Raw genomic sequence first — 26,851 nt, 5'->3', positions numbered from 1 at the left:
GTTTATCGGCGGGCAGCGATTCGGAAATGTGTTTCAGCCAATCAGTTACTTTCCTAACCCACTTAGACCTTTTACTTGCACGCTCGATCTTGGAAAAAATGCCGACTTAGTTGTTTTGAACTCAGCATCGTTGGCTTGAAGGCGGCGCAGGCTGTTTCCTCTAATCGTAACTCTAGCTATGTTTTTAGCTGTATCTACACAAGCGTAGAAACTGTTAGTTGGATTGGGACTTAAAGAATCTGTTATTTTTAGACTCTTTTCTGGGATTGGGGATGTTGTAGTTCCAATTTTGATTGTAGGATCACCAAGAGCCGTTGTACATTCAGTGGCTGGTAATTCCGTCTCGGTATTGCTACTGTGGTCGATGTAATTAACGAGTACCTCTGGGGGTTCTGGGAAATTAGCACCTCCTGTAGTCACATTTTTATCTGGCTGAGAAATGTCAAAAGCTGGTATATTACCCGTGGGAGTACCATTGTAAGCTGAACTTTTTTCTTGCGATTTTTTTACTTGGCTTGGAGTAAAATAAACACCTGAATTGGTGTCTTTCAATCCGTCGTTAATTTGATACCTAGCGATACGGGTAGGACAAGAACCTCCTGAAGGTTGACACCAAATAGGATTATTATCTTTGATCTGGTAGTAGGCAACTAATGATAGTACATAAGTGTCGTTACAGTCTCCGACTTTACCCGGTTGAGCCTCTGGATCGCAATTTATTGGTAGAGGAGTATCGGCATTAACTGGCACAGAGTCCTTGAGAAGTTGTCGTTTCCAAAATACAAGAATAGGAGTTCTATCGGGTTGATTTGGGATGAAATTTCCCGCTTGGAGCGCAGGAATGCCAGCAGCAGAATTATCGTAAATATGAATAGCTTGACTCAAATCTTGGGCGATGAAATCAACGGCGGCCTGAAGGTCTTGCTCGGTGTTTGACTTGACTTGTTCCCTTCTATCGGTATTCAGCATATCCACTACAAAACCGAGCATCGGCGTAATGATTAAAAACGCCATAATTGCTCCGACTAATAGCTCGACGAGAGTCATGCCCTTGTCTGTTTGATCTGGCCCGGAGCGGTTTTTCTGGTGCTGACTTTTGAGAAGCCACCTGAGTAAAGTTTTCATTTAGACTGTTTCCTTTGTCAAATGGGGGAGCGATTTTAAATTCGAGCGCGCCGCGGACTTTGTTGATTAGTTGCAACCACCGGTACGATCGCACAACGATCGATATGCAGACGAATTTCCTGTTGTAGTAGGTGGAATTTCTGTCTGCATTACCACCAAAGGCAATTTAGGGTTGCCTAGTCCTGAATTAGCAACTGATTGTTGTTTTCCTTGTTCTTGGGTTATCAAAGAGCCGAAGGGGGCATCGGCTCTGTAAACCCGGACTTTTAAGAAATAGCCTGTGTCTGTCGGCTTGGCCCCTAGAGAACGAATACCCTGAACGTAAAAGTCTTTGTCGCTACCACAGACCTCGCTCGTTTGCTCTGACTTAAAACAGTACAAATTAGTTTTGTCTGCGGGAGCAGGAGGAATTATGGAATTGGAAGGGTCATATGTCTGAGTTGGACTCGCGATCGCCCCCGATCTGAGAGTGTCGATGTAAGTTCTCGCCGCCTGCGTAGCCAGTTCCACCCGCCGCGCTTGTACGCGAGTTGCTACCGAGAAGGCCATCACCGGGGCGATCGCGATCATCAGCACCGAAACTACAATCATGGCTACCAATGACTCAATAATCGTGTAGCCACCATCTCGTGACTGGGATAAATTTTGGTGTGGTTTTTGCTTAGTCATAAGTAGGACTCCAGTAGTTGCGCGACGGAAAGTTAGAGGGTTAAGTGGAGCATTTAGCTCGATCGGCAGTTGTGAGGCTTTCGGTGGCGTTTTTGTCGGCGTTGGAGCCGCCTGGAGCCACCTTAGAACACATCAAAGTTTTGATCCACTCGTCATCGCGAGGTACTTCCCGGAAATACTCGTCCGGGGTTCGTTGTGAGGGAGGAGTTGTGAACTTTTGGGTAAACAAGTCCGGTGGCTGAGATAGCAGGCCCACGTCATAGCCCCAGTTCCGGGTGGGCGGGGTGAAGTATGGAATCTGACCACCTGATATGTTGTATTTAGTTATCTCTCCATTGGTACCGGGAAGATCAGCAGGCGCACCAGTAGGAGTAGAAGATTGGGCGAACAGAGTTTTTAGACGATCGGCCGATGGCGGATAGTCCGTCGCCTGCAGAGTTGGTATATAAGGTGCGGTATTAAAGGCGCTACGGTTTAGCTGGATGAAAGACCCTTGGATGTTAGTAGAAGTAGGAGGAGTTCCTATGTTCCAGAGTTCCAAGAATCGGGGCAAGTTTTGCAAGCCGCCGTTAAAGTCACCCGACGACGTAGTACCTAGCCTCCTTGAGGGAGTGTCGCCCGCTCCCATAACCATATTGAAAGTAGTCTCTACAGCCTTGGGTATCCATCCTGTTGTGTCTGCTGCAGCATTACCTCGCGGGGTACCTGGGGTGGCTGTTGTTGCACTCATGAGCTGCGGGACTGGCATCAATAGCGGTTGCGACCCATCGTAGGAGCCCGTTATTGTTAGTAATGGATTTGTGCTTGTTGCAGCGATGGTTGGGAGACGTACTTTGCTGCCGTCTGTAATGGCAGTGGTAGCGCTAGTGTTGATTATTGGATAGGGAAGATTGGTAGCATCGTAAGCGACACTACTCCCACTCTTTGCAGCAAACCACAGAGCGTTACCTTTTGCAGTGCTGCCCACCACACCTGCTGTGATAGTTCCTGTATTACTAATTCCCAAAGGCTCTGGAGTTGTCAGGTTTGTCAGATCGAAAGGTGCAGTACCGTTTCTCTTAAAAGCTACACGGCGGGGGAAGCGCTGCAATGCTGGCACAGGGGGATCGACAGTGGAACCAGCTTTAAAAGTAGTATTAGGGTCAGTAACGGGTGACACATATGTGCCTGTACTGGGAGCCCTCGTTGGCGCTTGTGGATCGACGTACCAATCATCATCCTTACAGGCAGAAACTGGCAGTTTTGTACAAACTTCCATTACATACTCTGGGAAGTTCCCGCGGCGCTGGACGGGAGTGACATAGTTGTTGAAGTAGGAACTCCATAGCCGGGGAAGGGGAGATGCAGCCACGTAGGTAGCGTCTGTCACCCGTGTAGTGCTAGCACCTGCGGTACCTAGTAAATTGAGGTTGTCTGAAAAGGCTCCGCTGGAAAGTCCGTTAGTAACAAAGTTGTTGTTATAAAATCCTTGCTGTCTGCGGGGCAGTACAGCAGCAGCGCCCGCATTGTTTCTGAGGTCAAAATCTCCCTCGTTGCGGAAGCCAAAACGGTAATTTTTGGACAGCAGGGTGATTGCATCTGCCAGTACGTTTGCAGGACGCCATTCGTCGCCGGTCGTACATTTACCACTCAGTCTGGGGTCGTTTGGGCGACACGCAAAGTTTTTATTGAGGTCGTTTTTTGCGCGATTGTAAAACTTCTCCCAATCAGCAGTAGTTTTAAATTCTGCTTGGGAGGGAGCTTTAAATTCTTGTTGGGTGTGAAGGTTGAAATTTCCTTTAACATAAACGGGCAAATTAGATGCCAAAGTCAGCCCTTTTTCCAGAACTACATTTGCCACAGTGGGAGGGAGGCTGGGAACTCTGGCGAGTTTTTCACCGTTGACCAGCAGAATTGCGCTAGGCTTGCGAGTGGGGTCTAGTAGGAAGTCAGTGGGGCTCTTTCTTGCACTCTCATCTTTATCTATGCCGGTGCCTCCTGCGGTGCGATCGCTCCGATCGGGCAGCGCGTCATCTCGGCTGGCATAGATAATCCCGCTGTATGGCAGTAAAGGCTCTCCGGCAATTGAGTTCTTTCGCAATAGGTCGAGGTTTATCTGAGTGGCACGAATTTCTAGAGGTTGACGTTCTTCTAGGGGCTGGTTGTAATTACCTGTTAGATTTGCTTTTCCAGTTGTTAGGGGACTGCTGAGCGTAAAGGCTTCGTTAACGATGGTATTGGGGTCATCGCGATCGATCGCCTTGATTTCTCTACCGTTCAAAAATGCCACTTCTTGAATTGCCCCGGGAGGAATATCAGAACTGACTGGTAAGGGGGTGGCGGCTATAATCCCTAAAGCGCACATGGTAGAGTCGATCGCTGCTTTGTCGGCCAGAGTGCGATCGGCTGGTTCTTTCAGCAGCGCGTTTCTCAAAGGCTCGTTGGCAAACCTACCGTCAGGAAACACGTAATTTGCTTGCGTTTGTAAATCATTGGGGGTGGCGCCGACTAATAAGCCGTTTGCATCTGGAGTTAATTTTGCATCTTGTGTTCGATCGACCGGCGGGCCGTAGACTATCCCATTATTTGAGCCAATTTGAGCCCCCCTCGTCCCTAATTCGGGTGGGTTTAGGGTTGCGTTCTGACCGCTTACATCATCGGGAAGTCCAGCTAAATTTCTGGCTGTGGAAGCGTTGCTGGGGTCGTAATAGCTGCTGACACAGGCAAATGGCCGAACGCTAGTGAGATCTGGCTTGTTTGGTGCTACAGGTGGAACGTAGCCGCCGTCTTTTTTGTAGTGATAAACCGCTGTCGCCCGCATCCGTAAATCGCCCTTGGCATACTGAGGAGTCTTCGGATCGATCGCGGAACCCGTTGCTAATGACAGCTCTGGTGGTGGTGTTGATGGATAATCAACCCAACCCAACGTGCCACTATTAGAATTGTTGTTAAATACTTTAGACCCCTTCCCCAGAGGCGACATCGGCATTGTATCCGGCCACACCACAGGGTATTTCTCAATCGCAGTACCGGGGGTAGTAGGGTCGTCGTAAGTATCATTCGGGTTTGCTTCCCCGCCTTTGATATCACCAGTTGAAGCATCTATCCAAGTGGGAGGTGGCAAAAAAGAATTTTTGCGCTCGTAAACTCCTGCACTGGTGATCACCCGCAGACCGCCAACCCCATCCAGGGGATTTTTAGGTGTTTCCGCTGCTGCTCCTTCCCAGAAACCACCGCGGTCTGTCGCTCCTACGTCTGCCAGCTTTGTCACCTGGGGCGTTCTCGTGCGGGGAATGCCACTGGTGTCGGTAGGATTCCACTTGCCGGGAACTTCTTCTGGCGCGCTGGTAAATTCATTGTCATCGGTCTTCCATCTTTTCGCTGGTAAGTTGTTACCCGCAATCACCCGATCGCCCAGCAATTTTTCTTCAGTTAGCGGTGAGCCATCTTCTGTTGGTGGTGTTGTTTCTAACTTATGAGCTGCTAGTTGGGGCAAGACTTCGATACCGGTTGTACCATCAGCCGGCTCGATCCATGTCGGCAAAGCAGGTCGCAGTTGGTCTTGCGCTCCTGCAATCGGCGGGTCTGGTGTTGTTGGCGGCGGGTTTGCTGTTTCCGCAAAGGGAACTTTGCGGAGCATCTGTTTAAAATATTCTTCCAGCGCTTGGCTCCGGGTTTGCGTGTCTGGTTTATTTCGCACGGAAAATGGGTCTCCCGGCTGGGGGTTAGGTTCTCGCTCATTGTTGGGGGCTAACGGTGGCCCCATCTGTGCATTCACTAGCGAAGAGAGGCGATCGGAATAGGCTTTATTGTCGTAAAGTACCTCCAAGCTGGTCTGGGCAATAGTGGATTCAGAATCGTCGTTGCTAATAGTTTTTGCCGCCGTCAGCATGGCGGCGTTTCTGCCATTACCTGTAGGTAGTGATGAGGCTTGTTGGAAAAGATGCACGCTTACTGGATTAATTCCGGCGGTATTGCCTGCCCAGCCATTAACTACATTGCCTCCCACAACAATTTTGCTATTTTCTTGTTCGTAAAAACAAGAATCCGGGCTGCTAACTTGATACAGTCGTGTCCTATCTCCCCCATTTAAGTTGGTCACTAACAAATTACTGTTTGTGAATATCCGCCCGTTTAGATTGAACAGAGGCCCTGGCGATATATCCAAGTCGTCTTCATATACAACCGCGTTGTTTGCGAGGGGAATGCGGAGTTGGTCTTGCTGGTATTCCAGAGCCGCTGTGCTGGCAGATCCTTTGAAAGCTTCAGAAGGCTTGTCCAATACCAAGCCATTATCTATATCTTTCTGTGTAATCGGTACATTAACTGTCTCAACAAAAAAACTTTTTTTAAGTGGGCCGTCTATTCTGTACCAACCAGAGTCACCTACCAAAGTAGCGACAGTACCTCCACCCTGGACACATTCAGGATTGAGACCTTTCGCCGATGTCGGTGGGGTTCTGGCCTCCAACGACCTTCTGGCCCTTGTGAAGTTGCCTAAAGTTGCTTGTTCATCACTGCGCTTCGGACTGCGGAAGAATATGCCGTAAATAGTAAAAGTGTCAAATTTGCCATCACCGTTAGTATCTACGGGATATCTCCACGCAGTATTGATTAACTCATTTTCTGTGCCGTTATCAAGAATAGGAGGTTTGTTAGCGTCACTCGCGGGATTGACGCCGCCACCGTCGAGGTCTGCTTTAAGTATCAGCCGCTCCTCATCCCCAAAATTATAAAGATCCGTCGCAGCTCCGTCAGCATTTGCCATCCGCAAGTACAATTCTCGATCGGATGGAGTACCCGTCGGTCTTTGCGGATCTTCCCAAAGCATGAAATTTATTTTCGCTTTTGCCCGATCGAGCGCGGGAGTCGCGGCCGCCAGCACCTGCTGGTTCACGCGCACGTTACGCGCCGTATTGGCCCGATCGAACGATCGCAGCGTAATCGCCACAGTCAACAAAATCACTACCAGCAACACCATCGTCACCGTCGGCAGCACAAACCCCGCCACCGGCAGTCTCGCCCTCCGGCCCATAGCCATCAGGGTTTGCAGCATTGCTCTCATCAGCCGCTTAGCCCCGGATCTGGTAACACCAGCAATCCGCCGCAGCAGGGATACGATAACTTTGGATAATTTGCTCTTAAACATTGACGCCTTCCTGAATAATTTCAGAGATGGTATTGCTGGTAGTTACTGCTCGACAGTACAATCCCATCTTTATTGTTCCCATTTTCCACAACCTGCATATCAGCCTCTTGCACAAATTTAAATTTGTACCTTGGCTGAAAAATAAAACCCACAAACCCACAACCAAAATCGCCGCCGATAATATATTTCCGCGAAAGATTTGCCCCGCAGGGATTAGATATTCCTAACTCCACTCTAATCTAGTTAAATTGAAATGTCAGGGGTCAATCGATTTTAGATTTTAGATTTTAGATTTTAGATTGACTTGCGCGAGATAAATGCTCTTTCTTGAGGATTTTCGATTTTCGATTTTCGATTGACTTGCGCGAGATAAATGCGGGGGCTTGATACCACCTTTGAAATTCGTAGTCAGACTCAGAGTGAATGCGATCGCCCAAAAACAGCGATCGCGATCGTATCCCATGTATTTCCCAGCCCTTGTCTGGCCGGCTTTGTTGTTGTGTTCGCCTTGCTAGCGCTTTTCAACCACCGGAATCTACAATCACGATCGGCCCATCGAATCGTTATGCCTGTCAGCGCGATCGAATCTAAATTGGGCGATCGAATTGCCCTAATGCCCCCAAGTGCGATCGAATTGCCCTAATGCCCCCAAGTGCGATCGAATTGCCCTAATGCCCCCAAGTGCGATCGAATTGCCCTAATGCCCCCAAGCCCGCCGGGGGTTTAACTGGTTCCCAAGCTCTGCCTGGGAACCGATGTCCAGAGGCTCTGCCTCGGCTGCGACAATGGAGGCAGAGCCTCCGGATATGCGTTACCAGGCAGAGCCTGGTAACGAGTATAATCATTTAGGATTGCTATATATAAATACATCTTCAGTCCTTTTCAAAGGACTTGCGCTATGAGACGGGGGTTTTAACCCCCGGCGGACAATCGGTACAAATGCCAAATCCGAAACACTGTCAGTACAAGTGCCAAATAAACCTACCATCCCCACCCATGAAACAACCTTCCAAACCCCCCGACTTCATCATCATCGGCGCCCAAAAAGGCGGCACAACATCCCTGTACAATTACCTAATCCAACATCCCCAAATCGCCCCCGCCGCCCAAAAAGAAATCCATTACTTCGACTTCAACTTCGACAAAAGCCCAGACTGGTACTATGCCCAATTTCCCCAGCCCCAAACAAGCGAAAATCTACTAACCGGAGAAGCCAGCCCCTACTATATATGTCACCCCCAAGTTCCCCAGCGAATTTATGATTTATGTCCCAAAGTTAAAATAATCGCCCTGCTGAGAAACCCAGTAGAACGCGCAATTTCCCACTATTATTACTATATCAAAATAGGCTACGAATCCCTATCATTAGAAAGTGCGATCGCCGCCGAACCCGAAAGACTCAAAGGCGAAATAGAAAAACTCCAAACCGATCCAAACTACTACAGTTACGAACACCAACACCACAGTTATCTAACCCGCGGCATTTACGCCGATCAACTCCCAGCCTGGATAAAACTTTTTCCCAAATCACAACTTTTAATCCTCAAAAGCGAAGACTTATATACCAATCCCTTCGGCACATACAACAGCGTCTTAGAATTTCTAGAATTGCCGCCCCACCAACTACAAACCTACGAAAAATACAACGCCACCCAATATCCCCCCATCAGCCAGACAGTCTACGACCAATTAAGAGCATATTTTCGATCGCACAACCAAAGACTAGCCCAATTGTGCGATCGAGACTTCGGCTGGGACTAATCAATATAGCGGTTCTCAAGCGTGGTGAGGTATGGGGGCGAGTCCTGTTTGGCCAATGCCCAGTTTGGCCAATGCCCAGTTTGGCCAATGCCCAGTTTGGCCAATGAGCACCTCATGTTTTGGCAGTTGGCACAAGAAAGAAAAAATTTTTGCCTTCTTCCTTCTTCCCTCTTCCCTCTTCCTTCTTCCTTCTTCCCTCTTCCTTCATAGCCGATTTGCGGGCGTTGGTCTAAAATCAATACAGTCCCCTGCTGACTTGCTTTTAGCAAGATTTCAGCATACTTACCCTGAAACCTGATAATAATCCTTGTGCCAGACACTGCCCAGAACCGCCCAGAGCTGGATCTGAAGACCATATTTCCCTTCGAGCTAGATAACTTTCAGAGAGAGGCGATCGCCGCCCTCGATGCAGGTAAATCCGTTGTCGTGTGCGCTCCCACAGGCTCGGGGAAAACTTTAATCGGCGAATACGCCATCCATCAAGCACTCGACCGAGGGCGGCGCGTCTTCTACACCACTCCCCTCAAAGCACTCTCTAACCAAAAGCTGCGCGACTTCCGCAGTCAATTTGGAGACAACAACGTAGGTTTGCTCACCGGCGACATCTCCGTCAATCGAGATGCGCCGATTTTGGTGATGACTACCGAAATATTTCGGAATATGCTCTACGGTACGCCGATCGGAGAAGTCGGCACTTCCCTCACCGGAGTCGAAACCGTCGTGCTCGACGAGTGTCACTACATGAACGATCGCCAGCGTGGTACCGTCTGGGAAGAATCCATCATCTACTGTTCGAGCGAAATTCAACTGCTCGCCCTCTCAGCAACCGTTGCCAATAGCGACCAACTCACAGACTGGATTAACAAAGTCCACGGGCCCACAGAGCTCGTCTACTCAGACTTTCGGCCAGTACCCCTGCAATTCCACTTCGCCAACCAAAAAGGGATATTTCCCCTGCTAGACGACACCGGCAAAAGAGCGAATGCCCGGTTAGTCCCCAAAAAGAAGCAGCAAAAAGTAGAAAGAGGCAGCATCCCCACTCCGAGTTTGACCGATGTTTTGGCCCGGTTGGACGATCGAGATATGCTACCAGCAATTTACTTCATCTTCAGCCGTCGCGGGTGCGACCAAGCAGTCGCAGAAGTCGGCAACTTCTCCCTAGTTAACGAAGCCGAAACAGCCGAACTCAAACGCATCATTGACGATTTTTTACAGCGAAACCCAGAAGCAGAACGCTTCGGTCAAAAAGAAGCACTTTTAAAAGGCATCGCCGCCCACCACGCAGGCATTTTGCCCGCTTGGAAAGGTTTAGTAGAAGAACTTTTTGGCAGAGGTTTGATTAAAGTCGTATTTGCCACCGAAACCCTAGCAGCCGGGATAAATATGCCCGCCCGCACCACAGTTATTTCCACCCTGTCCAAGCGCACCGACAAGGGACACCGACTGCTAAACGCTTCAGAATTCCTCCAAATGGCCGGTCGGGCGGGTCGGCGGGGCATGGACAAGCTGGGGCACGTGGTCGCAGTTCAGACGCGCTTTGAAGGCGCAAAAGAAGCCTCCTATTTGGCAACAGCCAAAGCCGACCCCCTCGCCAGTCAGTTTACGCCCAGCTACGGCATGGTGCTGAATTTGCTGCAAACTCACACTCTCGACGAAGCTCAAGAGTTGGTAGAGCGAAGTTTTGGTCAATACCTGTCTACCTTGTACTTGCAGCCCCAGCAATCAGAATTAGACCGACTGCAAACAGAATTAGCGGTGCTGGAACAGTCCCTAGCGGCCGGAGGAAATGTCTCCACCCTGGAAAAAAACCTCGCCCATTACGAAAAATTGCAGGGCAGACTCAAAGAAGACAAACGTTTGCTGAAAACTCTATTGCAGCAAGCTGAAGAAGCCAGATTTAAGGAAATGTCCGTAGCTGTGGCTTTTGCAGTGCTCGGCACGGTTCTGAGTCTCAAAGGCAAGCACGTTCCGACAGCCAAACGATCGCACACAACTCCTGTACCCGCCGTATTGGTTGCCAAAATCGCAGGTTCTGGCCAAGCACCAAATTTGGTGTGCTTGGGCAAAGATAACCGCTGGTATATCGTCGCCATTAGCGATGTCGCTAGCCTGCACGCCGAATTACCCCGCTTGAGCGTTGCAGATACCTTGAACCCGCCGTCGGAAATGCCCCTGAGACTCGGCCAGTGCCGCTTGGGAACTGAAGAAACTGCTTCGATTGCTGCATCGATCCCACAATTGCCCACACCAGAACCGAGCCCAGAGGCGATCGAGCAACAGCGGAAAATCGCAGCCCTAGAAGCTCAGCTAGAAATTCACCCGGTTCTAGAATGGGGCAATCCCGGTACTTTGCTCAAACGTCAGCGCCGCCGGGAAGAATTGAAAAAAGAAGTTCGCAAAAGCGAAGAAGACTTAGAAAAGCAGAGAGCTCGCTACTGGGAGGAATTTCTCAACTTAATCGACATCTTGCTGAATTTTGGCTGCTTGGAAAGAGTAGTTTCGGCAAATGTAAACCGAGATGACTCCTCCGGTAGGTTAGTACCCACAATCTTGGGTCAAGCTTGCGCCGCCATTCGCGGCGATAACGAACTGTGGCTGGGTTTGTCCCTGATGTCTGCCGAGTTTGACGAACTCGACCCCCACCACCTCGCTGCAGCTTGCGCGGCCTTAGTTACAGAAGTTTCCAGGCCCGACAGTTGGACTCACTACTCGCTGTCGCCAGAAGTTTTGGCACCTTTGGACAATCTGCAAAAAGGCTTGCGCCGCCGATTGTTTCAAGTGCAGCGCAAGCACGATTCTGCAATCCCGATTTGGCTGGAACGGGATTTAGTGACTTTGGTTGAACAGTGGGCTCTGGGTGTTGAATGGCTGGAACTGATTAGCCATACGAGTTTGGATGAAGGGGATGTGGTGCGGATTTTGCGCCGGACTTTGGATTTCTTGTCTCAGATTCCTCATGTTCCTCATGTTTCGGATTCTCTGCGGAGGAATGCTTGTCGGGCGATGCAGTTAATCGATAGATTCCCGGTGAATGAAGCTGCAACTTAGAAAAGTGTTGACAGTTGACAGTTGACAGTTGGCTGTTGACAGTTGGCTGTAAGCATTAGTGTCAAGTTAAGCCTGAAACCATGTCTAAATCAGGGTTGTAGCCGAGTCTAGATCCCCCTAAATCCCCCTTAAGAAGGGGAGTAGGGGTTGACTTTGAGCAGACTCCTGTCCCCCCCCTTAAGAAGGGGGACTTTGAGCAGACTCCTGTTCCCCCCTTATTAAGGGGGGTTAGGGGGGATCTAGACTTCGCTACAAACAAGAGAGACGATCGGTTTAACGTGTTTTTTGACACCAATGGGCTGTCAACAGTCCCGCATCTAAATTGTATTTTTGGTTTTTCAACCCAAATGCACCCAGATTTTAATCTAAAATCGTTTCCGGTGGCATCGGTATTGTTCAAATGTCCAAATATTCAAACAGTCAACTGTCAACAGTCATGAGGAATAGACCCAGATTTAAATCCCAAATCCCAAATCCCAAATCCCAAATCTAAAATCTAAAATCTAAAATCTAAAATCTAAAATCGCTCGATCGATCTTAATTGTTATTGAAATTTTCCGAAACGGTGCGCTGGGTAATTCTCATATTTATGATGCAACAAATCAAAAAGCCCGATCAAATGCCTGATGCCTTCTCCCAGGTTCAAAAAATTCGCTTTTTCACTTTCTTGCAAAGAGTCCTAATTGGCACTCTAGCGAGTACATTACTCAATCTCTTCATCCTCTTTCCCTCTCCGAGTTTCGCAGAAGTAGTTCTGGGCGTAGTTCGCAGTTCCGAGAATTCTCCCGACTGGGTAAAGATTACCACGCGCCTCTGGGAAAGTGGCATTGCTTACAAACCAATTAATCTCGAAGAAATCAAAAATTTGGGGGATTTAACAGGCGTTAACGTGCTGTTTTTGCCCAACATTGAAACTTTGAGTCCCGCACAAATTAAAGTTTTAGAAGCTTGGGCATCCCAGGGCGGCCGCTTGATTGCTTCGGGCCCCGTCGGCCGCAGTTCCCCAGCCTTGGTGCGCCAATCTTTGCGATCGCTCCTTGGGGCCTATTGGGCTTTTCCGTTAACCCAACCGGCGACTCCGCAACCGCGCAGCCGCTGTCGGGATCTGGCTTGCACTACTTCTAGCAATTGGGTGCCACCCGAACAAAAAAATGCCTCAGTCCAAGGCGGTGTCTTGATTCCGGCTGATGCAAACAGTCAAACTATTGCTACTTGGAAAGATAGTTCCGGTTCCTCCGCAGCCATCGCCACGGATCGCGCTACCTACCTCGGCTGGCGTTGGGGTAGCGACGGTTCGGCAAATGTAGATAAGGCTTGGCTCCAAGCCTCGATCGCCCGCTGGGGAGGCACAATCGCTTCTGGGCCCTCCGCGCCGCCCACTGCTGCCGCGACCCCACTGCCAACCCCCCCCTCCAGAGTCACTAGAAACAGCCCTAGTTTGCCGCGTACTACCCCGCTGAGCCGACTTTCTCCCTCTGGCTCGCTTCCCGATTCAGTACCTGCAACTTTTACAGACCCTTCGGATCAGTCGGCGCCGGCGGGTTTGGACGTGCAGCCCAATTCCAATAAGCCGATCGTCAGCATTGAAGCGTACTTGATGCGCCAAGAACTCACCAACCTCCTCGGCCGGTTTGAAAGCGCCCTGACAGCATCTAATTCAGCCAATACCGCCATCAATCTCAATGCTGCTACCTCCCCTCAACTGCTGGCTGCAGAACAGGGCGGAGGCGGCCCAGCAGCCAGTCGCCCCCCTGTTCTGCAAGCGATCAGGGGGCGGGCGATCGCCCAAGCGCGGCAGGTTTTGCAAACTTTCGACCAACTCCTGCAACAGCAAAACTACGCGGAGGCGAGAAAGCAGTGGGTGGAAGCGCGACAGTTGCTGTGGGAAAATTACCCGAAGGAAGGACAGCGGGTTGGGGCGGAAATTCGGGCGGTTTGGCTCGATCGCGGGACGATCGTCGCAGCACGATCGGAACAGGGTTTGGCTGCAGTGTTCGATCGACTCGCCGCCGCCGGTATCAATACTGTTTTCTTTGAAACATTGAATGCCGGATATACCATTTATCCCAGTCAAGTTGCACCGCAACAAAACCCCCTGACTGTTGGCTGGGACCCGCTGGCATCTGCTGTTAAATTAGCCCACGAGCGAGGCATGGAACTGCACGCTTGGGTCTGGGTTTTTGCCACAGGAAATAAGCGCCACAATACTTTAATTGGCAAGCCGAGTTCTTATCTAGGCCCGGTGCTTTCCGCTTATCCACAGTGGGCAAATCTTGACAATAAAGGACGCACGCAAAATCCTAACGACGGTAAATCTTATCTCGATCCGGCAAACCCGGAAGCGCGGAATTATTTGCTGCGAATTATCAGCGAAATTGCCAATAACTACAAAGTGGATGGGGTGCAATTAGACTATATTCGCTATCCTTTTCAAGATGATAATGCGAATTTTACTTACGGTTACGGTATTGCTGCGAGGCAGCAATTTAGGCAGTTGACTGGTGCAGACCCGGTGAATATTTCCCCCAGAAACGGCAGTTTGTGGCGGCAGTGGGTTGAGTTTAAAACTAATCAAATTAATAGTTTTGTAGCTGAAGTTTCTCAGCTTTTGCGGCAGAATTATCCGCGCACAATTCTGTCGGTTGCAGTGTTTCCGCACCCGGAAAGTCAGCGGATTTACAAAATTCAGCAAAATTGGGAAGTTTGGGCTCGTCAGGGCATTGTAGATTTGATTGTGCCGATGACTTATGCTTTGGATACGAACCGACTTCAACGCATCACTGAACCGTTGGTAAATGAACAAATTCTGGGTTCGGCTTTGATTTCTCCCTCGGTTAAGTTGTTGACTCTCCCGGAAGTTGTGGCGATCGACCAAATTCAAGCTTTGCGCGATTTGCCGACTGGGGGCTATGCTATTTTTGCTGTGGAAAGTATCAGCAGCGCGATGCAGGGGTTTTTTAACCGCACTCAAGGCCCGCCAGTGCGTTCTACTTCTGCTGCAGAGCCCATTCCTTACCGACAGCCGTTTGCAGCGGCGGCTTCGCGGTATACTGCTCTCAAGCAGGAATGGAGTTTTTTGTTAGCTAACAATGAGTTGCGGGTGTCGGAATCTGAACTGAAGGTTTTGCAAAGTCGAGCGGATGAATTGGCGCAAGCTTTGAGCAAGTTGGCGGCAAATCCTTCTAGAGAAAGTTTAGCAACTGCTAAAAGATTGTTGGGGAGTTTTCAATCTCAGTTTCAATCTTCGATGCGCTTGCATTCTGCGGAAAATAGCTATCAGGTACAAACTTGGCAGAATCGTTTGGAGAGTTTGGATATGCTTTTACGTTACGGCGAAAGGATGGAGTTGAATCGCAGGTAAATACAGATTTTTTGGGTGTTTGCTGCTCTGGATAGTGCGATCGTGCTAACATTTGGGCGATCGTACTCTAATTAAGTTAGTTCGCGATCCACGGGTAATCCTCACCTTGTTTTTTTCACAGTCATACTTCGTTCAATCCCGCAGATGCAGTAAAAAACCCGGTGGTTGAGCGAAGCCGAAACCCGCTGTCTTGGGTCGGAGTGCGATCGCGAACTGTAAGTTTGTAAGGAATGAGAATTAAATAACTTACAATGCGTCATGGTTCTTGTGGGATGGGCGTCCCGCCCGTCCATAAAGGGCGGGCGGGACGCCCAACCTCTACTCCCCACTTTCAAGAGTGTCAATTATTTAATTCGCGATCCTAAGTAGGTCATCACAAAATAACCATAGTATCTTATCAGGGAGGATTGAGCTAAGATCCACGATCACAGCGAGTAGATGAGTCCTCTCACCCGCCCGAACCATGTAATGTTTATTTGCACTCACATCTTGCACCATTCTCAAGAACGGGCTCTGGGGCCCGTTCCACAAAAGATAAATTTTCTTGTGGAACAGGCCGAAAAGCCTGTTCCTAAAAGGCTAATTGAGAATGGTGCCAGATATAAGTTTGCACCTACTTAGTGAGGACGGAAGTCCTCAAAACTCTTAAAGGTCCAGTTAAAACAATTTGACGATGAGTGATTAACCGGATTTTATATTCCTCGCTCGTCTCTCGACCCAAGATTTTAACATCTACTAATTTAAAATGCCCATTTTCACTACTTTTAGGATGAATATGTTTCCTAAACCCCTCAATCGTTTAGCTACAAAATTTATCGGCAAAGTTCCATTACAAACGGTGCTAGTGGTTCCTTTTTTAGTGCAAATTGTCGGCACGGTAGGAGTTGTAGGTTGGCTATCTTTCCAAAACGGTCAGCGGGCAGTCAACGATGTTGCTGCTCAGTTGCGGGGAGAAATTAGCGATCGCATCAAAGACCGCATGGAACATTATATGTCAACTCCCCACATTGTAAATTACCTGAACCTTCAAGGCATAAAACTGGGGCAATTGAACCTAGAAGAAAAGCAAAAACTAGAACATCATTTTCTAGAACAAATTCAATATTTTGATTCTATCAGCATCATTTACACAGGCAAAGAAAATGGAGAACACTCTGGAGCAATCCGCACTAAAGATGGGATTTTGATATCTGCTGCTGACAGCTCTACTGACAATAAATTAGCTCGATATACTGCGGACTCTCAGGGAAACCGCGTTCAATTAGTGCAAATTTCACCCGATATTTATGACCCGCGAACTCGCCCTTGGTACATAGCAGCGGCTGCGGCAAAAAAACCTATTTGGACTCCAATTTATACAGATTTTTTGACTAGGGAACTGGCAATTACTGCTGCTTTGCCTATCTACGACGACGCTGGCAAATTGTTAGGCGTAGCGGGCAGCGATTTGCTGTTTTCCCGAATCAAAGAATTTCTCGTTAGCCTCAAAATTGGCAAATCAGGACAAACTTTTGTCATGGAGCGATCGGGGATGTTAATTGCTACTTCTACGGCGAGTCCAGAATTCGTGGTGGAAGGTAAAGAAACAAGGCGCATTAAAGCTTCAGAAAGCGAAAATCCGGTAATTCGCCAAACTGCACAACATTTAGATAAATCCTACGATAGCTTAGCTAAAATCAATAATTCTCAACAACTTACTTTTGATGTTGATGGCCAGCGAAATTTTATTCAGGTAGCTCCTTTTAAAGACGATCGAGGGTTGGATTGGCTGATTGTCGTAGTTGTGCCAGAGTCTGACTTTATGGAGCAAATTAACCTCAACACGCGCACCACTTTTTTACTGTCGCTTGCAGCATTGATGGGGGCGACAATTCTGGGAATTCTTACTGCTAAATGGGTAATTCAGCCGATTTTAAGATTGAATGCTGCCGCGAAAGCTTTGGCGCGGAATGAATGGGATACAAAGCTCACTCTGAATCGCGAAGATGAACTCGGAGAACTTGCCACTGCTTTTAACAGCATGGCAGAGCAATTGCAGCATTCATTTACTTCTCTCTCGGAAAGCGAAAACCGAGTAAAACAATTTTTAAATGCAGTACCGCTAGGAATTTTTATTGCCGATCCCAACGGTCAACCTCACTACATTAATCCTACTGGAGAGCAATTGTTAGCTCAAGGAATTGTACCAGCCGATTCCGAAACTTTACGTCAATCCTACCGAGTTTATTTAGCTGGGACTCAGGAAATTTACCCGGCGGAACGCGACCCAATTTTAAATGCTTTGCAGGGTAAGAGTGTAACTGTTGATGACCTTGAAATCACCTCGACTGACAAAACTGTTCCCCTGCAAGTTTGGGGAACTCCTATTTATGACGCTCAAGGAAATGTTATCTACGGGATGTGCGCTTTTCAAGATATTACAGAACGCAAACTAGCGGAGAAAGTATTAAAGGAATACAACGACAATTTAGCAGTGCAAGTTGCCGAACGTACCGCCGATTTTGCCAAAGCACAAGAAAAGTTTTCTAAAGCTTTCCGTTTAAGCCCTAATGCGATTACCCTGACTAGAATCAGCGATGGTCGTCACATAGAAGCCAATGAAAGCTTTTGTCGGATGATGGGGTACAGTCACGAAGAAATAATTGGCAAAACTGCGGTAGAACTCAATTTCTGGGCGAGTTTGGGAGAGCGCGATCGCATGATTCAAATGTTGAAAAATAAGACGGCTCTTCACAATTATGAGCTGAGGTTTCGCAATAAAAATGGTACAGAAAGAACGGCACTACTGTCTATAGAAACCATCGATATTGAGGGAGAAGCTTGTTTTTTGTCGATTTCTAGCGATATTACCGAGCGCCAAAAAGCCGAAACTGCACTCCGGGAAGCAGAAGAAAAGTACCGCAATATTTATGAAAATGCTTTGAATGGAATTTTTCAAACTGCTATTGACGGGAAATACATCAGCGCTAACCCCGCTTTAGCTAACATCTACGGTTACGAATCGCCTGCAGAATTAATAGCAGTACAGCCGAATTTCAATAACCAGCTTTATGTGAAACCCAACCGCCGCGATGAATTTGCTGCGCTGATGAACGAGGACGGAATACTATCAAACTTTGAATCGGAAATTTACCGCAAAGATGGCAGCATAATCTGGATTTCGGAAAATTGTCGCGCTGTCTGCGATGAAGCAGGAAATCTGCTTTACTACGAAGGTTTTATTAAAGACATTACTGATAACAAACAAGCGGAAATCAAAATGCAGCAGGCGAAAGAAGCGGCCGAAGCAGCAAACAAAGCGAAGAGTACCTTTCTCGCCAATATGAGCCACGAATTGCGATCGCCCCTGAACGCGGTCATCGGTTTTGCTCAAGTCATGCTTCGCAGTAAAACTTTGTCTCAGGAAAATCAAGAAGATGTCGGAATTATCCTGCGGAGTGGCGAACATTTACTGACTTTAATTAACCAAGTTTTAGACTTATCAAAAATTGAAGCCGGACGCACTACTATTAATTCAAAAAGCTTCGATTTGTACCAATTAATCGACGATTTAGAAGATATGTTTGCTCTCAAAGCTGAGCAAAAAGGTTTGCAATTAATATTCGACAGGGATGCAGAAGTTCCCCATTACATTTGTACTGATGAAGTTAAATTGCGGCAAGTCTTAATTAATTTGCTCAATAATGCAATTAAATTTACTTCAGAAGGGGGAGTGTCGATGCAAGTCAAAGCAGGAAGGCGGAATATACATAAAAACAGCACTGACCAATTGCCCGGCCACTACTGGCTGCATTTTGAAGTTCAAGATACTGGTGCAGGCATTGCTGCTGAGGAAATCAATCAGTTATTTGAAGCATTCGTGCAGACGAAAACAGGTAAAGATTCTCAGGAAGGAACGGGTTTAGGTTTAGCTATTAGCCGCCAGTTCGTGCAATTAATGGGAGGTGAAATTACGGTTAGCAGCGAGATCGGAAATGGTGCATTATTTCAGTTTGATATCCAAGTTCATTTGGTTGAAGCTAGTGATATTGAAAGCAAAAAAACTCAACGTCGAGTTGTTGCCCTGGAACCAAATCAACCGAGTTATCGCTTGCTAATTGTGGACGACAAACCTTTGAACCGCCAACTGTTAGTAAAACTTCTCAGTCCACTCGGATTTGAGTTGAGAGAAGCGAATAATGGTAAAGAAGCGGTTGATATTTTTAGGGAGTGGGAACCGCATCTGATTTGGATGGACATGAGAATGCCTGTGATGGACGGCTATGAGGCAACGAAACAGATTAAAACTACAACTGGGGGGCAAGCAACGGCGATTGTGGCCCTAACTGCTAGCGTTTTGGAGGAAGAACGGGCGGTGATTCTTTCGGCGGGTTGCGATGATTTTATGCGGAAACCGTTCCGAGAGGAGGATATCTTTGTGGCAATGGGGAAACATTTAGGAGTACGCTATATTTATGAAGATCCAACTGCAGTAAGTGCCACAGGTGTAGAGGAGTCAAGTCAGGAGGTGCTGATACCGGAGGCTTTCGCCTCTCTTTCTCCAGATTGGATGGCCCAATTCAAGCAAAGTATTTTGAGTGTGGACATGGAGGCGATCGCCAGTTCGATCGCACAAATCGGCACTGTCAATCCCTCTCTTGCGGCCAAGCTTCAAGATTGCATTAATAATTTTGAATATGACAGAATTTTGAACATAATCGAACTCAGCGAGAAACAGTAAAGACCCGATGACTTTAACTATACCTAAAACCAATCGAGCTAATATTTTAGTAGTAGACGATACCCCAGAAAACCTGCGGCTGCTGGCAGGAATTTTGAGCGAAAAAGGCTATCAAGTTCGCCCCGTACCCAATGGCAAGCTAGCATTGTCTGCTGCTCAAAAAATACCTCCGGATTTAGTGCTGCTGGATATTATGATGCCGGAAATGGACGGCTATCAAGTTTGCCAGCAACTCAAAGCTTCTGAAATTACCAAAGACATTCCTGTTATTTTTATTAGTGCGATTAATGACGTGCTGGATAAAGTTAAAGCTTTTGCAGTTGGCGGAGTTGACTTTATTACTAAACCGTTTCAGGTTGAAGAAGTTTTAGCCCGGATAGAAACTCATTTAAAAATCTGTTCGCTGCAACAAACTTTGCAAGAAAAAAATCAAGATTTAGCAACGGCAATCCACCAACTGCAAGCCACCCAAGAGCATTTGATTCAATCGGAAAGAATGGCAGCCCTGGGACAACTGATTGCCGGCATTGCTCACGAAATCAATACCCCCTTGGGTATTATAGGTTCGTCTATTAATAATATAGCTAATTTTTCAGACGATTTTTTAGAGAAATTTCAGGAAATTTATCAAAAACTTTCTGACGAAAGCAAAGCTTATTTTTTAGCTTTAATGTACAGAGCAACCCATCAAGAAATTTTATTCACAAGTAGAGAAAAACGCAAGTTTAAGCAGCAGTTGACTGCGGACATGATGGCAGAATCTGTTGAAAACTCCGAGGAAATTGCGGATACTTTAGTTGACATGGAAATCTACGAAAATATAGAAGAGTTCTTGCCACTTTTCAAATCGCCGGATTGGGAAGTAGTTTTAAATAGTGCTTACCAGTTTGCGAGCTTTAAAAAAAGTATTAGCCTGATCCAAAGAGCCACAGCGAAGTCGGGAAAAGTAGTATTTGCCTTAAAAACCTACGCTCATTTTGATAGCAAACCAGAAAAAGTCCAGGCGAACTTACATGATGGCATTGAAACGGTGTTAACCCTTTATCAAAATCAACTAAAACACGGTATAGAAGTAGTGAAAAATTATGGAGATTTACCCGAAATTATGTGCTATCCCGATGACTTAAATCAAGTTTGGACGAATCTCGTTCATAATGCCCTGCAAGCAATGGATTATAAAGGTGTTTTGACGATTGAAACTGGGCAGCAAGGGGCGAATATTTTACTTAAGTTTACTGATAACGGCAAAGGTATTCCCTCAGAAGTTATTCCCAAAATTTTTCAGCCATTTTTTACGACAAAATCTGCGGGCGAAGGTAGCGGTTTGGGATTGGATATTGTGAGAAAAATTGTGGAAAAACACGAAGGCACAATTGCTGTTGATTCTGTACCGGGGCAGACAACTTTTACAGTCTCGCTGCCAATTTATTAAACAAAACTTACCTGTAGGAGCTGATTCCCTCTGACCGAAAACATCCAGGATGCCAGCCCCCGAATTCACCCGTCCAGAAATAAAAAACTTGTATCGGATAAAGGCGCGCCCGAATTTATCCGTGGGGTCAAGGCTTCAATTCTTTAATCTGCAATCTAAAATCTAAAATCGATTGACTCTCGTCGCTGTCTCGCTGAGAAATACAAGATTTATTACAATAAACCGGGTTAATCTTCGGAAGTCCTATTAAAATAAGATAGGGGACAGATATCCTGCTTCCTTGCCCGAAATCAATAATGTAAAAAAATGTAAAAGCAAGTCCTATCGATAAACCTAATAAAATTTAAGCAGAGAGGAAAAGATGAATAAGCCTGTAATTATTTGCGTTGACGATGAACCAGATATCTTGAATACTCTCAAGATGCAGCTCAAAAATGAATTTAAGAATGATTATTTTTATGAATTAGCTGAAAGTGGTGATGAAGCTTTAGATTTACTTGAGGAATTTCAAGAAAAAGCTCAGGTGATTGTGGTTGTTTCGGATTGGCTGATGCCGGGAATTAAAGGTGACGAACTTTTAATCAAAGTTCACCAAAAGTATCCTACAATTATTAAAGTGATGTTGACTGGACAGGCGGAGGTATCGGCTGTTCAGCGGGCAGTAGAAGAAGCAGATTTATACTGTTGTTTGTACAAACCCTGGCAAAGCAAAGACTTAATAGAAACTATAAAATCTGGGCTGGCTAAGTTATGAAAAAACCTGTGATTGTTTGTATTGATGATGAACCTGACGTTTTGAACAGTTTAAAGATTGAACTGAAAAAGGCGATCGGCGATCGGTGTATAATTGAAACCGCTGAAGGGGGGGCTGATGCTTTAGAGTTGCTGGCAGATTTGCGGGCAGATGAATACGAGATTGCTTTGGTGCTTTCCGATTATATCATGCCGGATATTAAAGGAGATGAACTGCTCAGAAAAATTCACGAAAGCTCGCCGGAGACGCTGACTATTATGCTAACTGGACAAGCTGATTTGGAAGCCCTGAGCAATGCTATCAAGTATGCTAAATTGTACCGTTATATTCCTAAACCTTGGCAAAATGAAGACTTAAAGTTAACGGTAGTAGAAGCAGTTCACAGTTATTTGCAAGATCAAAAGTTAACAGATGAAATTCATAAGCGCCAAGAAGTAAATGAGGAGTTAAAGCTAGCAAATGAGGCGCTGTCTGCGAGTGAAAGCCGCCTGAGTCAATTTTTAGAAGCTTTGCCAGTGGGGGTATCTGTTTATCATCCCGATGGCTCGATCGCCTATTTCAACCAGACAGCGCGGGATTTGCTGGGTGCAGACACTATCCCGGAAAGCACTGCGGAACAATTAGCTGCGACTTATCAACTGTATGTTGCCAATACTGATGAGCTTTATCCGCCGGATAATCTGCCAATTTTGCGTGCACTGAATGGAGAATCTGTCAAGGTTGACGATGTAGAAATCCGTCAAGATGGCAAAAGAATTGCGATCGAGATCAATACCACGCCGATTTTTGACGCTAGCGGAAATATTGTTTATGCGATCGCAGCTTTTCAAGATATTAGCGATCGCAAACAAGCGGAAAAAATACTAGCAGATTACCACCACACCTTAGAAGCCCAAATTGACGAACGTACAGAACAATTGCAACAAGCTGCATTAGCTGCTGAAGCAGCAAACAAAGCTAAAAGCACGTTTCTCGCCAATATGAGCCACGAGTTACGCACCCCTCTCAATTCTATACTCGGCTTTGCACAAATCATGGAACCCAGTCCGGATCTTACTGTCGAAAACCGAGAAAATATGAGAATTATTCGCCGTAGTGGCGAACACTTGCTTACCTTGATCAATGAAGTCTTAGACTTGTCAAAAATCGAAGCGGGGCGGATGACACTTAACCCGAAAAACTTCGACATCTACCGCTTGCTTGACGATTTGCAAGATATGTTTCAACTGCGGGTACATAATCAAGAATTGCAGTTGCATTTTCAGCGCGATGCTGACGTTCCTCAGTACGTGCGAACCGATGATATTAAACTGCGGCAAGTGTTGATTAATCTTCTGAGTAATGCGATTAAGTTTACCCAAACAGGCGAAATCATCTTAAGAGTTATCAAGTTAGAAAAATCGGGTTTTCTGGATTTACTGGATAGTTCTACAGCTTGCTTTGATACCACAAGAAGTATTCGGGAATTTTCGAGAACTAGCAGTGATTTTGCAAAGGTTGAATGGAGCGATGAGGCTGAGGGTTCAACTGTGCCTGGTTTTTTTCTTCTATTTGAAATTGAAGATACAGGAGTTGGCATTGCTCCTGAAGAATTGGGCAGCATTTTTAATGCTTTTGTGCAAACAGCTTCCGGTCAAAAAAATCAGAAAGGCACGGGTTTAGGATTGAAGATCAGTCGTCAATTTGTCCGCCTGATGGGAGGCGAAATTGTCGTAGAAAGTCAACTGGAACTCGGCACTACTTTTAAATTTGAAATTCCAGTGGGTGCAGTTGATGCTGCTGAGCTTCCAGATCCGGAACTTAACCGCGAAGTGAGTGGTTTGGAACCCAATCAACCGTGCTACCGGATTTTAATTGTGGACGATCGCGAAGACAACCGCCAACTTTTAGTCAAAATGCTTTCTCCTTTAGGTTTCGGGGTGGAAGAAGCCACCAACGGCCAGGAAGCAATAGAAATGTGGGAAAATTGGCATCCGCACTTAATTTTGATGGATGTGCGAATGCCAGTGATGGACGGCTACGAAGCTACTAAACAAATTAAGACTAGAATCAAGCAGAGAGAGCAAGAGGGGGAAATGAATATTTCCGATCCCGAATCCCCGATTCCGAAGATTATTGCTTTGACAGCTAGTACAATTGAAGGAAGGCAAGCGTTTGCTTTATTGGTCGGCTGCGACGATTTTATTAGCAAACCTTTCCGCAAAACCGATATATTTGATGCCATCACCAAACATTTGGGGGTGAGGTATCTCTACTCTAACTCAACGGACTTTATCTCAATAGGCGATCCAAATAATTTATCTGACTCGCTCTCTAATGCTGCGCTTGCTTATTTACCCATACTTCCCGCAGAATGGATAGACAACATGAAGCAGGTAATCCGCAGTGCTGATTTTGACTTAATTGTCAGGACAATCGACGAAATAAGGAGGCCTCATCCTGAATTGGCGGAAATCCTCCAGGGTCATCTCGATAATTTTGATTACCAGAAAATTCTCAATTTAATTGCCGAGGCGGAGGAATCAGATAATGCAGATGAAGGCGGAACAAACTGAAAACTATCAAGCGGATATTTTAGTAGTTGACGATACACCAGATAATCTGCGTTTGTTGATAAGAATTTTGCAAAAAAATGGCTATAAAGTTCGACCAGTTACTAATGGTTTTTCGGCGTTAGATGCTATTCAATCTAGCGCGCCAGATTTGATTTTACTCGATATTATGATGCCGGATATTGACGGGTACGAACTATGTAAAAAATTAAAATCCCAATCGCAATTTCGGGAAATTCCCATCATTTTTCTGAGCGCGCTAGAAGAAGGAATAAATAAAGCCAAAGCTTTTGAAGTGGGCGGCTCGGATTATATAACTAAACCTTTTCAGGTGAAAGAAGTATTGGCACGAGTCAGCAATCAACTTACTGTGCGTTCATTGCAAATGCAATTGCAAGAAAAAAATCAAAAATTGACCGATCAAAATATCCAGTTGCACCAGGAAATCGCTGAACGCCACCAGGTGGAAATGGAAACAAGATTGCTGCTGCAGGCCACACAAGCTATTAGCAAATCTGAAGATTTTGAGTCGGCTATAGATGTGATCTTAGGTTTAATTTGCAAAACTATTGAATGGAATCTGGGCGAAGCTTGGATTCCTTGCAGTGAGGGGTTTTTAAAATGCGCTACAGGTAGGTACGTCAGTGACTCCAGTTTTGCCCAATTCCAACAAACAAGTTGGGAGTTGATTTTTGCTCCCGGTGTGGGACTTCCGGGTAGGATTTGGCAGTCGCAGCAGTCTGAATGGATAGATGATGTTTCTACTGCACCGGAACAAGTTTTTTTAAGAGCTAAAATTGCGCTGAGTGTGGGATTGAAAGCGGCTTTTGGGGTGCCAATTTTGGCGGAAAATCAAGTGTTAGCTATTTTGATTTTTTATCGCGAGAAAGTTCTGAAATGTCAGCCGCGCTTGTTGGAATTAGTGAGCGCGGTTGCTACGCAGCTCGGTTCGTTGATTCAGCGCAAACAAGCTGAAGCAGCTCTGAAAGTGCAGCAAGAGCAAACAGAGAAATTGCTGCTGAATATTTTACCGAAACCTATTGCGGATCGTTTGCAAAAAGAGCAAAAGTTGATAGCGGAGCATTTTGATGAGGTGAGCGTCTTGTTTGCTGATTTGGTGGGTTTTACAGAGTTTTCGGCTCACAAAAGTCCGACGCAGTTGGTAGAAATTTTGAATGGGATTTTTTCGGAGTTCGATAGGTTGTCTGAATTGCACGGGTTGGAAAAGATTAAGACGATTGGGGATGCTTACATGGTGGTTGGGGGTTTGCCGACGCCGCGGGAGGATCACTCCTCGGCGATCGCACTTTTAGCTTTGGAGATGCAGGCAGCTTTGGGGAGGTTTAATGCCAAAATGGGAGAAAATTTTCAATTGAGGCTCGGAATTCACAGCGGTTCGGTGGTGGCTGGAATTATTGGGATTAGTAAATTTAGCTATGATTTGTGGGGGGATACTGTTAATGTTGCTTCACGCATGGAGTCGAACGGATTGCCTGGTAAAATTCAAGTGACGGAGGCGACTTACGAGCGTTTGAAAGAGCAGTTTGTTTTGGAAGAACGGGGTCATATCCCGATCAAAGGCAAAGGAAGGATGCTGACTTACTGGTTAATTGAAGAACAAAAGAAATCTTTTTAAGTTTATGATGTAAATTTCAATTAATATGAAAGGTAGACCGCATTTATACTTTCAGGAGGGCTAATCCTTTGCAAACAGTTGAAACAAAATCGCCGACAGCGTTGAAAAGAGTCCTAGTTATTTTAATATCACTGCTAGCAGTAGCGATACTGTCGATCGCTACTTTTATCGCTATACCCGGAGAAAAAACAATGTTTGCTGGAACTAGACCTGCCAATATCGGGATTCAGTCAGGAAAACTCGCAGCGTGCCCGAGTTCCCCCAACTGCGTCAGCAGCTTCAGTCAAGATGCCGAACACAAAATTGAACCTTTGGCATACACTTCGTCCCAGAGTGAAGCGATGGTAAAGCTCAAAGGGGCGATCGAGTCCTATGGAAAAACTAAAATTATCACGGCAACTGATAATTACCTGTATGCGGAGTTCACCAGTGCTTTGATGGGGTTTGTTGATGACGTTGAATTTTTGGTAGATGATGGAGCGAAAGTGATCCATGTGCGATCGGCTTCGCGTCTGGGACAGTCGGATTTGGGAGTTAACCGCAAACGGATTGAAACTATCAGAACTCAATTCAATCAACTCTGAACTTATACCAATTTAATATGAAGCTGCATAGAATAAAGCTTCAAGAATGAAAGTGTAAGAAGATAGTGAACTGATTTCTTC

General features: G+C 46.4%; 14 protein-coding genes. 11 read left to right on the top strand and 3 right to left on the bottom strand.

Going from position 1 to position 26,851, the window contains the following annotated elements; genetic code table 11:
• Positions 1 to 45: 45 nt before the first annotated feature.
• The 3 genes from hpsC to hpsA form a co-directional block, all read right to left on the bottom strand.
• Complete coding sequence (gene hpsC, locus QUB20_RS10470) at positions 46 to 1,125, bottom strand: hormogonium polysaccharide secretion pseudopilin HpsC (protein WP_333245978.1); 1,080 nt, start codon at positions 1,123 to 1,125, stop codon at positions 46 to 48.
• 66 nt (positions 1,126 to 1,191) lie between these two features.
• The gene (locus QUB20_RS10465; RefSeq protein ID WP_333245976.1) at positions 1,192 to 1,794 is read right to left on the bottom strand and encodes a prepilin-type N-terminal cleavage/methylation domain-containing protein; all 603 of its coding nucleotides are present in this window, start codon (positions 1,792 to 1,794) and stop codon (positions 1,192 to 1,194) included.
• Between the two features lie 40 nt (positions 1,795 to 1,834).
• Positions 1,835 to 6,922, bottom strand: coding sequence for a hormogonium polysaccharide biosynthesis protein HpsA (gene hpsA, locus QUB20_RS10460; RefSeq protein ID WP_333245975.1), 5,088 nt, complete (start codon positions 6,920 to 6,922; stop codon positions 1,835 to 1,837).
• A 373-nt stretch (positions 6,923 to 7,295) separates the two neighbouring features.
• Between hpsA and QUB20_RS10455 the strand changes: the two genes are divergently transcribed.
• The 11 genes from QUB20_RS10455 to QUB20_RS10405 all read left to right on the top strand — a co-directional run bounded on the left by QUB20_RS10455 (position 7,296) and on the right by QUB20_RS10405 (position 26,770).
• A complete protein-coding gene (locus QUB20_RS10455; RefSeq protein WP_333262580.1) occupies positions 7,296 to 7,565 on the top strand; it encodes a hypothetical protein in 270 nt (89 codons plus the stop codon).
• A 353-nt stretch (positions 7,566 to 7,918) separates the two neighbouring features.
• Entirely contained in the window at positions 7,919 to 8,683 is a 765-nt protein-coding gene (locus tag QUB20_RS10450) for a sulfotransferase domain-containing protein (RefSeq protein ID WP_333245971.1), read from the top strand.
• Positions 8,684 to 8,992: 309 nt separating this feature from the next.
• Entirely contained in the window at positions 8,993 to 11,731 is a 2,739-nt protein-coding gene (locus QUB20_RS10445; protein WP_333245969.1) for a DEAD/DEAH box helicase, read from the top strand.
• Positions 11,732 to 12,350: 619 nt separating this feature from the next.
• The gene (locus tag QUB20_RS10440; protein WP_445299391.1) at positions 12,351 to 15,092 is read left to right on the top strand and encodes a family 10 glycosylhydrolase; all 2,742 of its coding nucleotides are present in this window, start codon (positions 12,351 to 12,353) and stop codon (positions 15,090 to 15,092) included.
• A gap of 438 nt (positions 15,093 to 15,530) precedes the next feature.
• Complete coding sequence (locus QUB20_RS10435) at positions 15,531 to 15,713, top strand: hypothetical protein (protein WP_333291330.1); 183 nt, start codon at positions 15,531 to 15,533, stop codon at positions 15,711 to 15,713.
• A 154-nt stretch (positions 15,714 to 15,867) separates the two neighbouring features.
• On the top strand, positions 15,868 to 19,812 hold the full coding sequence (locus QUB20_RS10430; protein ID WP_333245964.1) for a PAS domain S-box protein: 3,945 nt from the start codon (positions 15,868 to 15,870) through the stop codon (positions 19,810 to 19,812).
• Positions 19,813 to 19,819: 7 nt separating this feature from the next.
• Positions 19,820 to 21,244 (top strand): response regulator, encoded by a 1,425-nt coding sequence (locus QUB20_RS10425; protein WP_333245962.1) that lies wholly within the window; start codon positions 19,820 to 19,822, stop codon positions 21,242 to 21,244.
• A 361-nt stretch (positions 21,245 to 21,605) separates the two neighbouring features.
• Positions 21,606 to 21,998 (top strand): response regulator, encoded by a 393-nt coding sequence (locus QUB20_RS10420; RefSeq protein ID WP_333245960.1) that lies wholly within the window; start codon positions 21,606 to 21,608, stop codon positions 21,996 to 21,998.
• The gene (locus QUB20_RS10415) at positions 21,995 to 24,553 is read left to right on the top strand and encodes a response regulator (RefSeq protein WP_333245958.1); all 2,559 of its coding nucleotides are present in this window, start codon (positions 21,995 to 21,997) and stop codon (positions 24,551 to 24,553) included. Before QUB20_RS10420 ends, QUB20_RS10415 begins: the two co-directional genes overlap by 4 nt.
• Entirely contained in the window at positions 24,528 to 26,186 is a 1,659-nt protein-coding gene (locus QUB20_RS10410; RefSeq protein WP_333245956.1) for an adenylate/guanylate cyclase domain-containing protein, read from the top strand. The genes QUB20_RS10415 and QUB20_RS10410 overlap by 26 nt, the downstream gene beginning before the upstream one ends.
• A gap of 68 nt (positions 26,187 to 26,254) precedes the next feature.
• Positions 26,255 to 26,770 carry a DUF1499 domain-containing protein gene (locus tag QUB20_RS10405; protein ID WP_333245954.1) on the top strand — a complete coding sequence of 172 codons (516 nt, stop codon included), beginning with the start codon at positions 26,255 to 26,257 and terminating at the stop codon, positions 26,768 to 26,770.
• The last annotated feature ends 81 nt before the right edge of the window (positions 26,771 to 26,851 follow it).

This window comes from Microcoleus sp. B4-C2 (assembly GCF_036705265.1).
GTDB lineage: Bacteria > Cyanobacteriota > Cyanobacteriia > Cyanobacteriales > Microcoleaceae > Microcoleus.
Note: the sequence above shows the minus strand (reverse complement) of the source record. Positions and strands in the feature narration are given on the sequence as shown.

What these genes read in the sequence shown, in the direction of transcription:
- QUB20_RS10430 (WP_333245964.1), top strand. Translation starts at nt 15,868, where the DNA reads ATGTTTCCTAAACCCCTCAATCGTTTAGCTACAAAATTTATCGGCAAA.
- QUB20_RS10435 (WP_333291330.1), top strand. Translation starts at nt 15,531, where the DNA reads ATGAGTCCTCTCACCCGCCCGAACCATGTAATGTTTATTTGCACTCAC.
- QUB20_RS10465 (WP_333245976.1), bottom strand. Translation starts at nt 1,794, where the DNA reads ATGACTAAGCAAAAACCACACCAAAATTTATCCCAGTCACGAGATGGT.
- hpsA (WP_333245975.1), bottom strand. Translation starts at nt 6,922, where the DNA reads ATGTTTAAGAGCAAATTATCCAAAGTTATCGTATCCCTGCTGCGGCGG.
- QUB20_RS10415 (WP_333245958.1), top strand. Translation starts at nt 21,995, where the DNA reads ATGAAAAAACCTGTGATTGTTTGTATTGATGATGAACCTGACGTTTTG.
- QUB20_RS10450 (WP_333245971.1), top strand. Translation starts at nt 7,919, where the DNA reads ATGAAACAACCTTCCAAACCCCCCGACTTCATCATCATCGGCGCCCAA.
- QUB20_RS10420 (WP_333245960.1), top strand. Translation starts at nt 21,606, where the DNA reads ATGAATAAGCCTGTAATTATTTGCGTTGACGATGAACCAGATATCTTG.
- QUB20_RS10425 (WP_333245962.1), top strand. Translation starts at nt 19,820, where the DNA reads ATGACTTTAACTATACCTAAAACCAATCGAGCTAATATTTTAGTAGTA.
- QUB20_RS10440 (WP_445299391.1), top strand. Translation starts at nt 12,351, where the DNA reads ATGCCTGATGCCTTCTCCCAGGTTCAAAAAATTCGCTTTTTCACTTTC.
- hpsC (WP_333245978.1), bottom strand. Translation starts at nt 1,125, where the DNA reads ATGAAAACTTTACTCAGGTGGCTTCTCAAAAGTCAGCACCAGAAAAAC.
- QUB20_RS10410 (WP_333245956.1), top strand. Translation starts at nt 24,528, where the DNA reads ATGCAGATGAAGGCGGAACAAACTGAAAACTATCAAGCGGATATTTTA.
- QUB20_RS10455 (WP_333262580.1), top strand. Translation starts at nt 7,296, where the DNA reads ATGCGGGGGCTTGATACCACCTTTGAAATTCGTAGTCAGACTCAGAGT.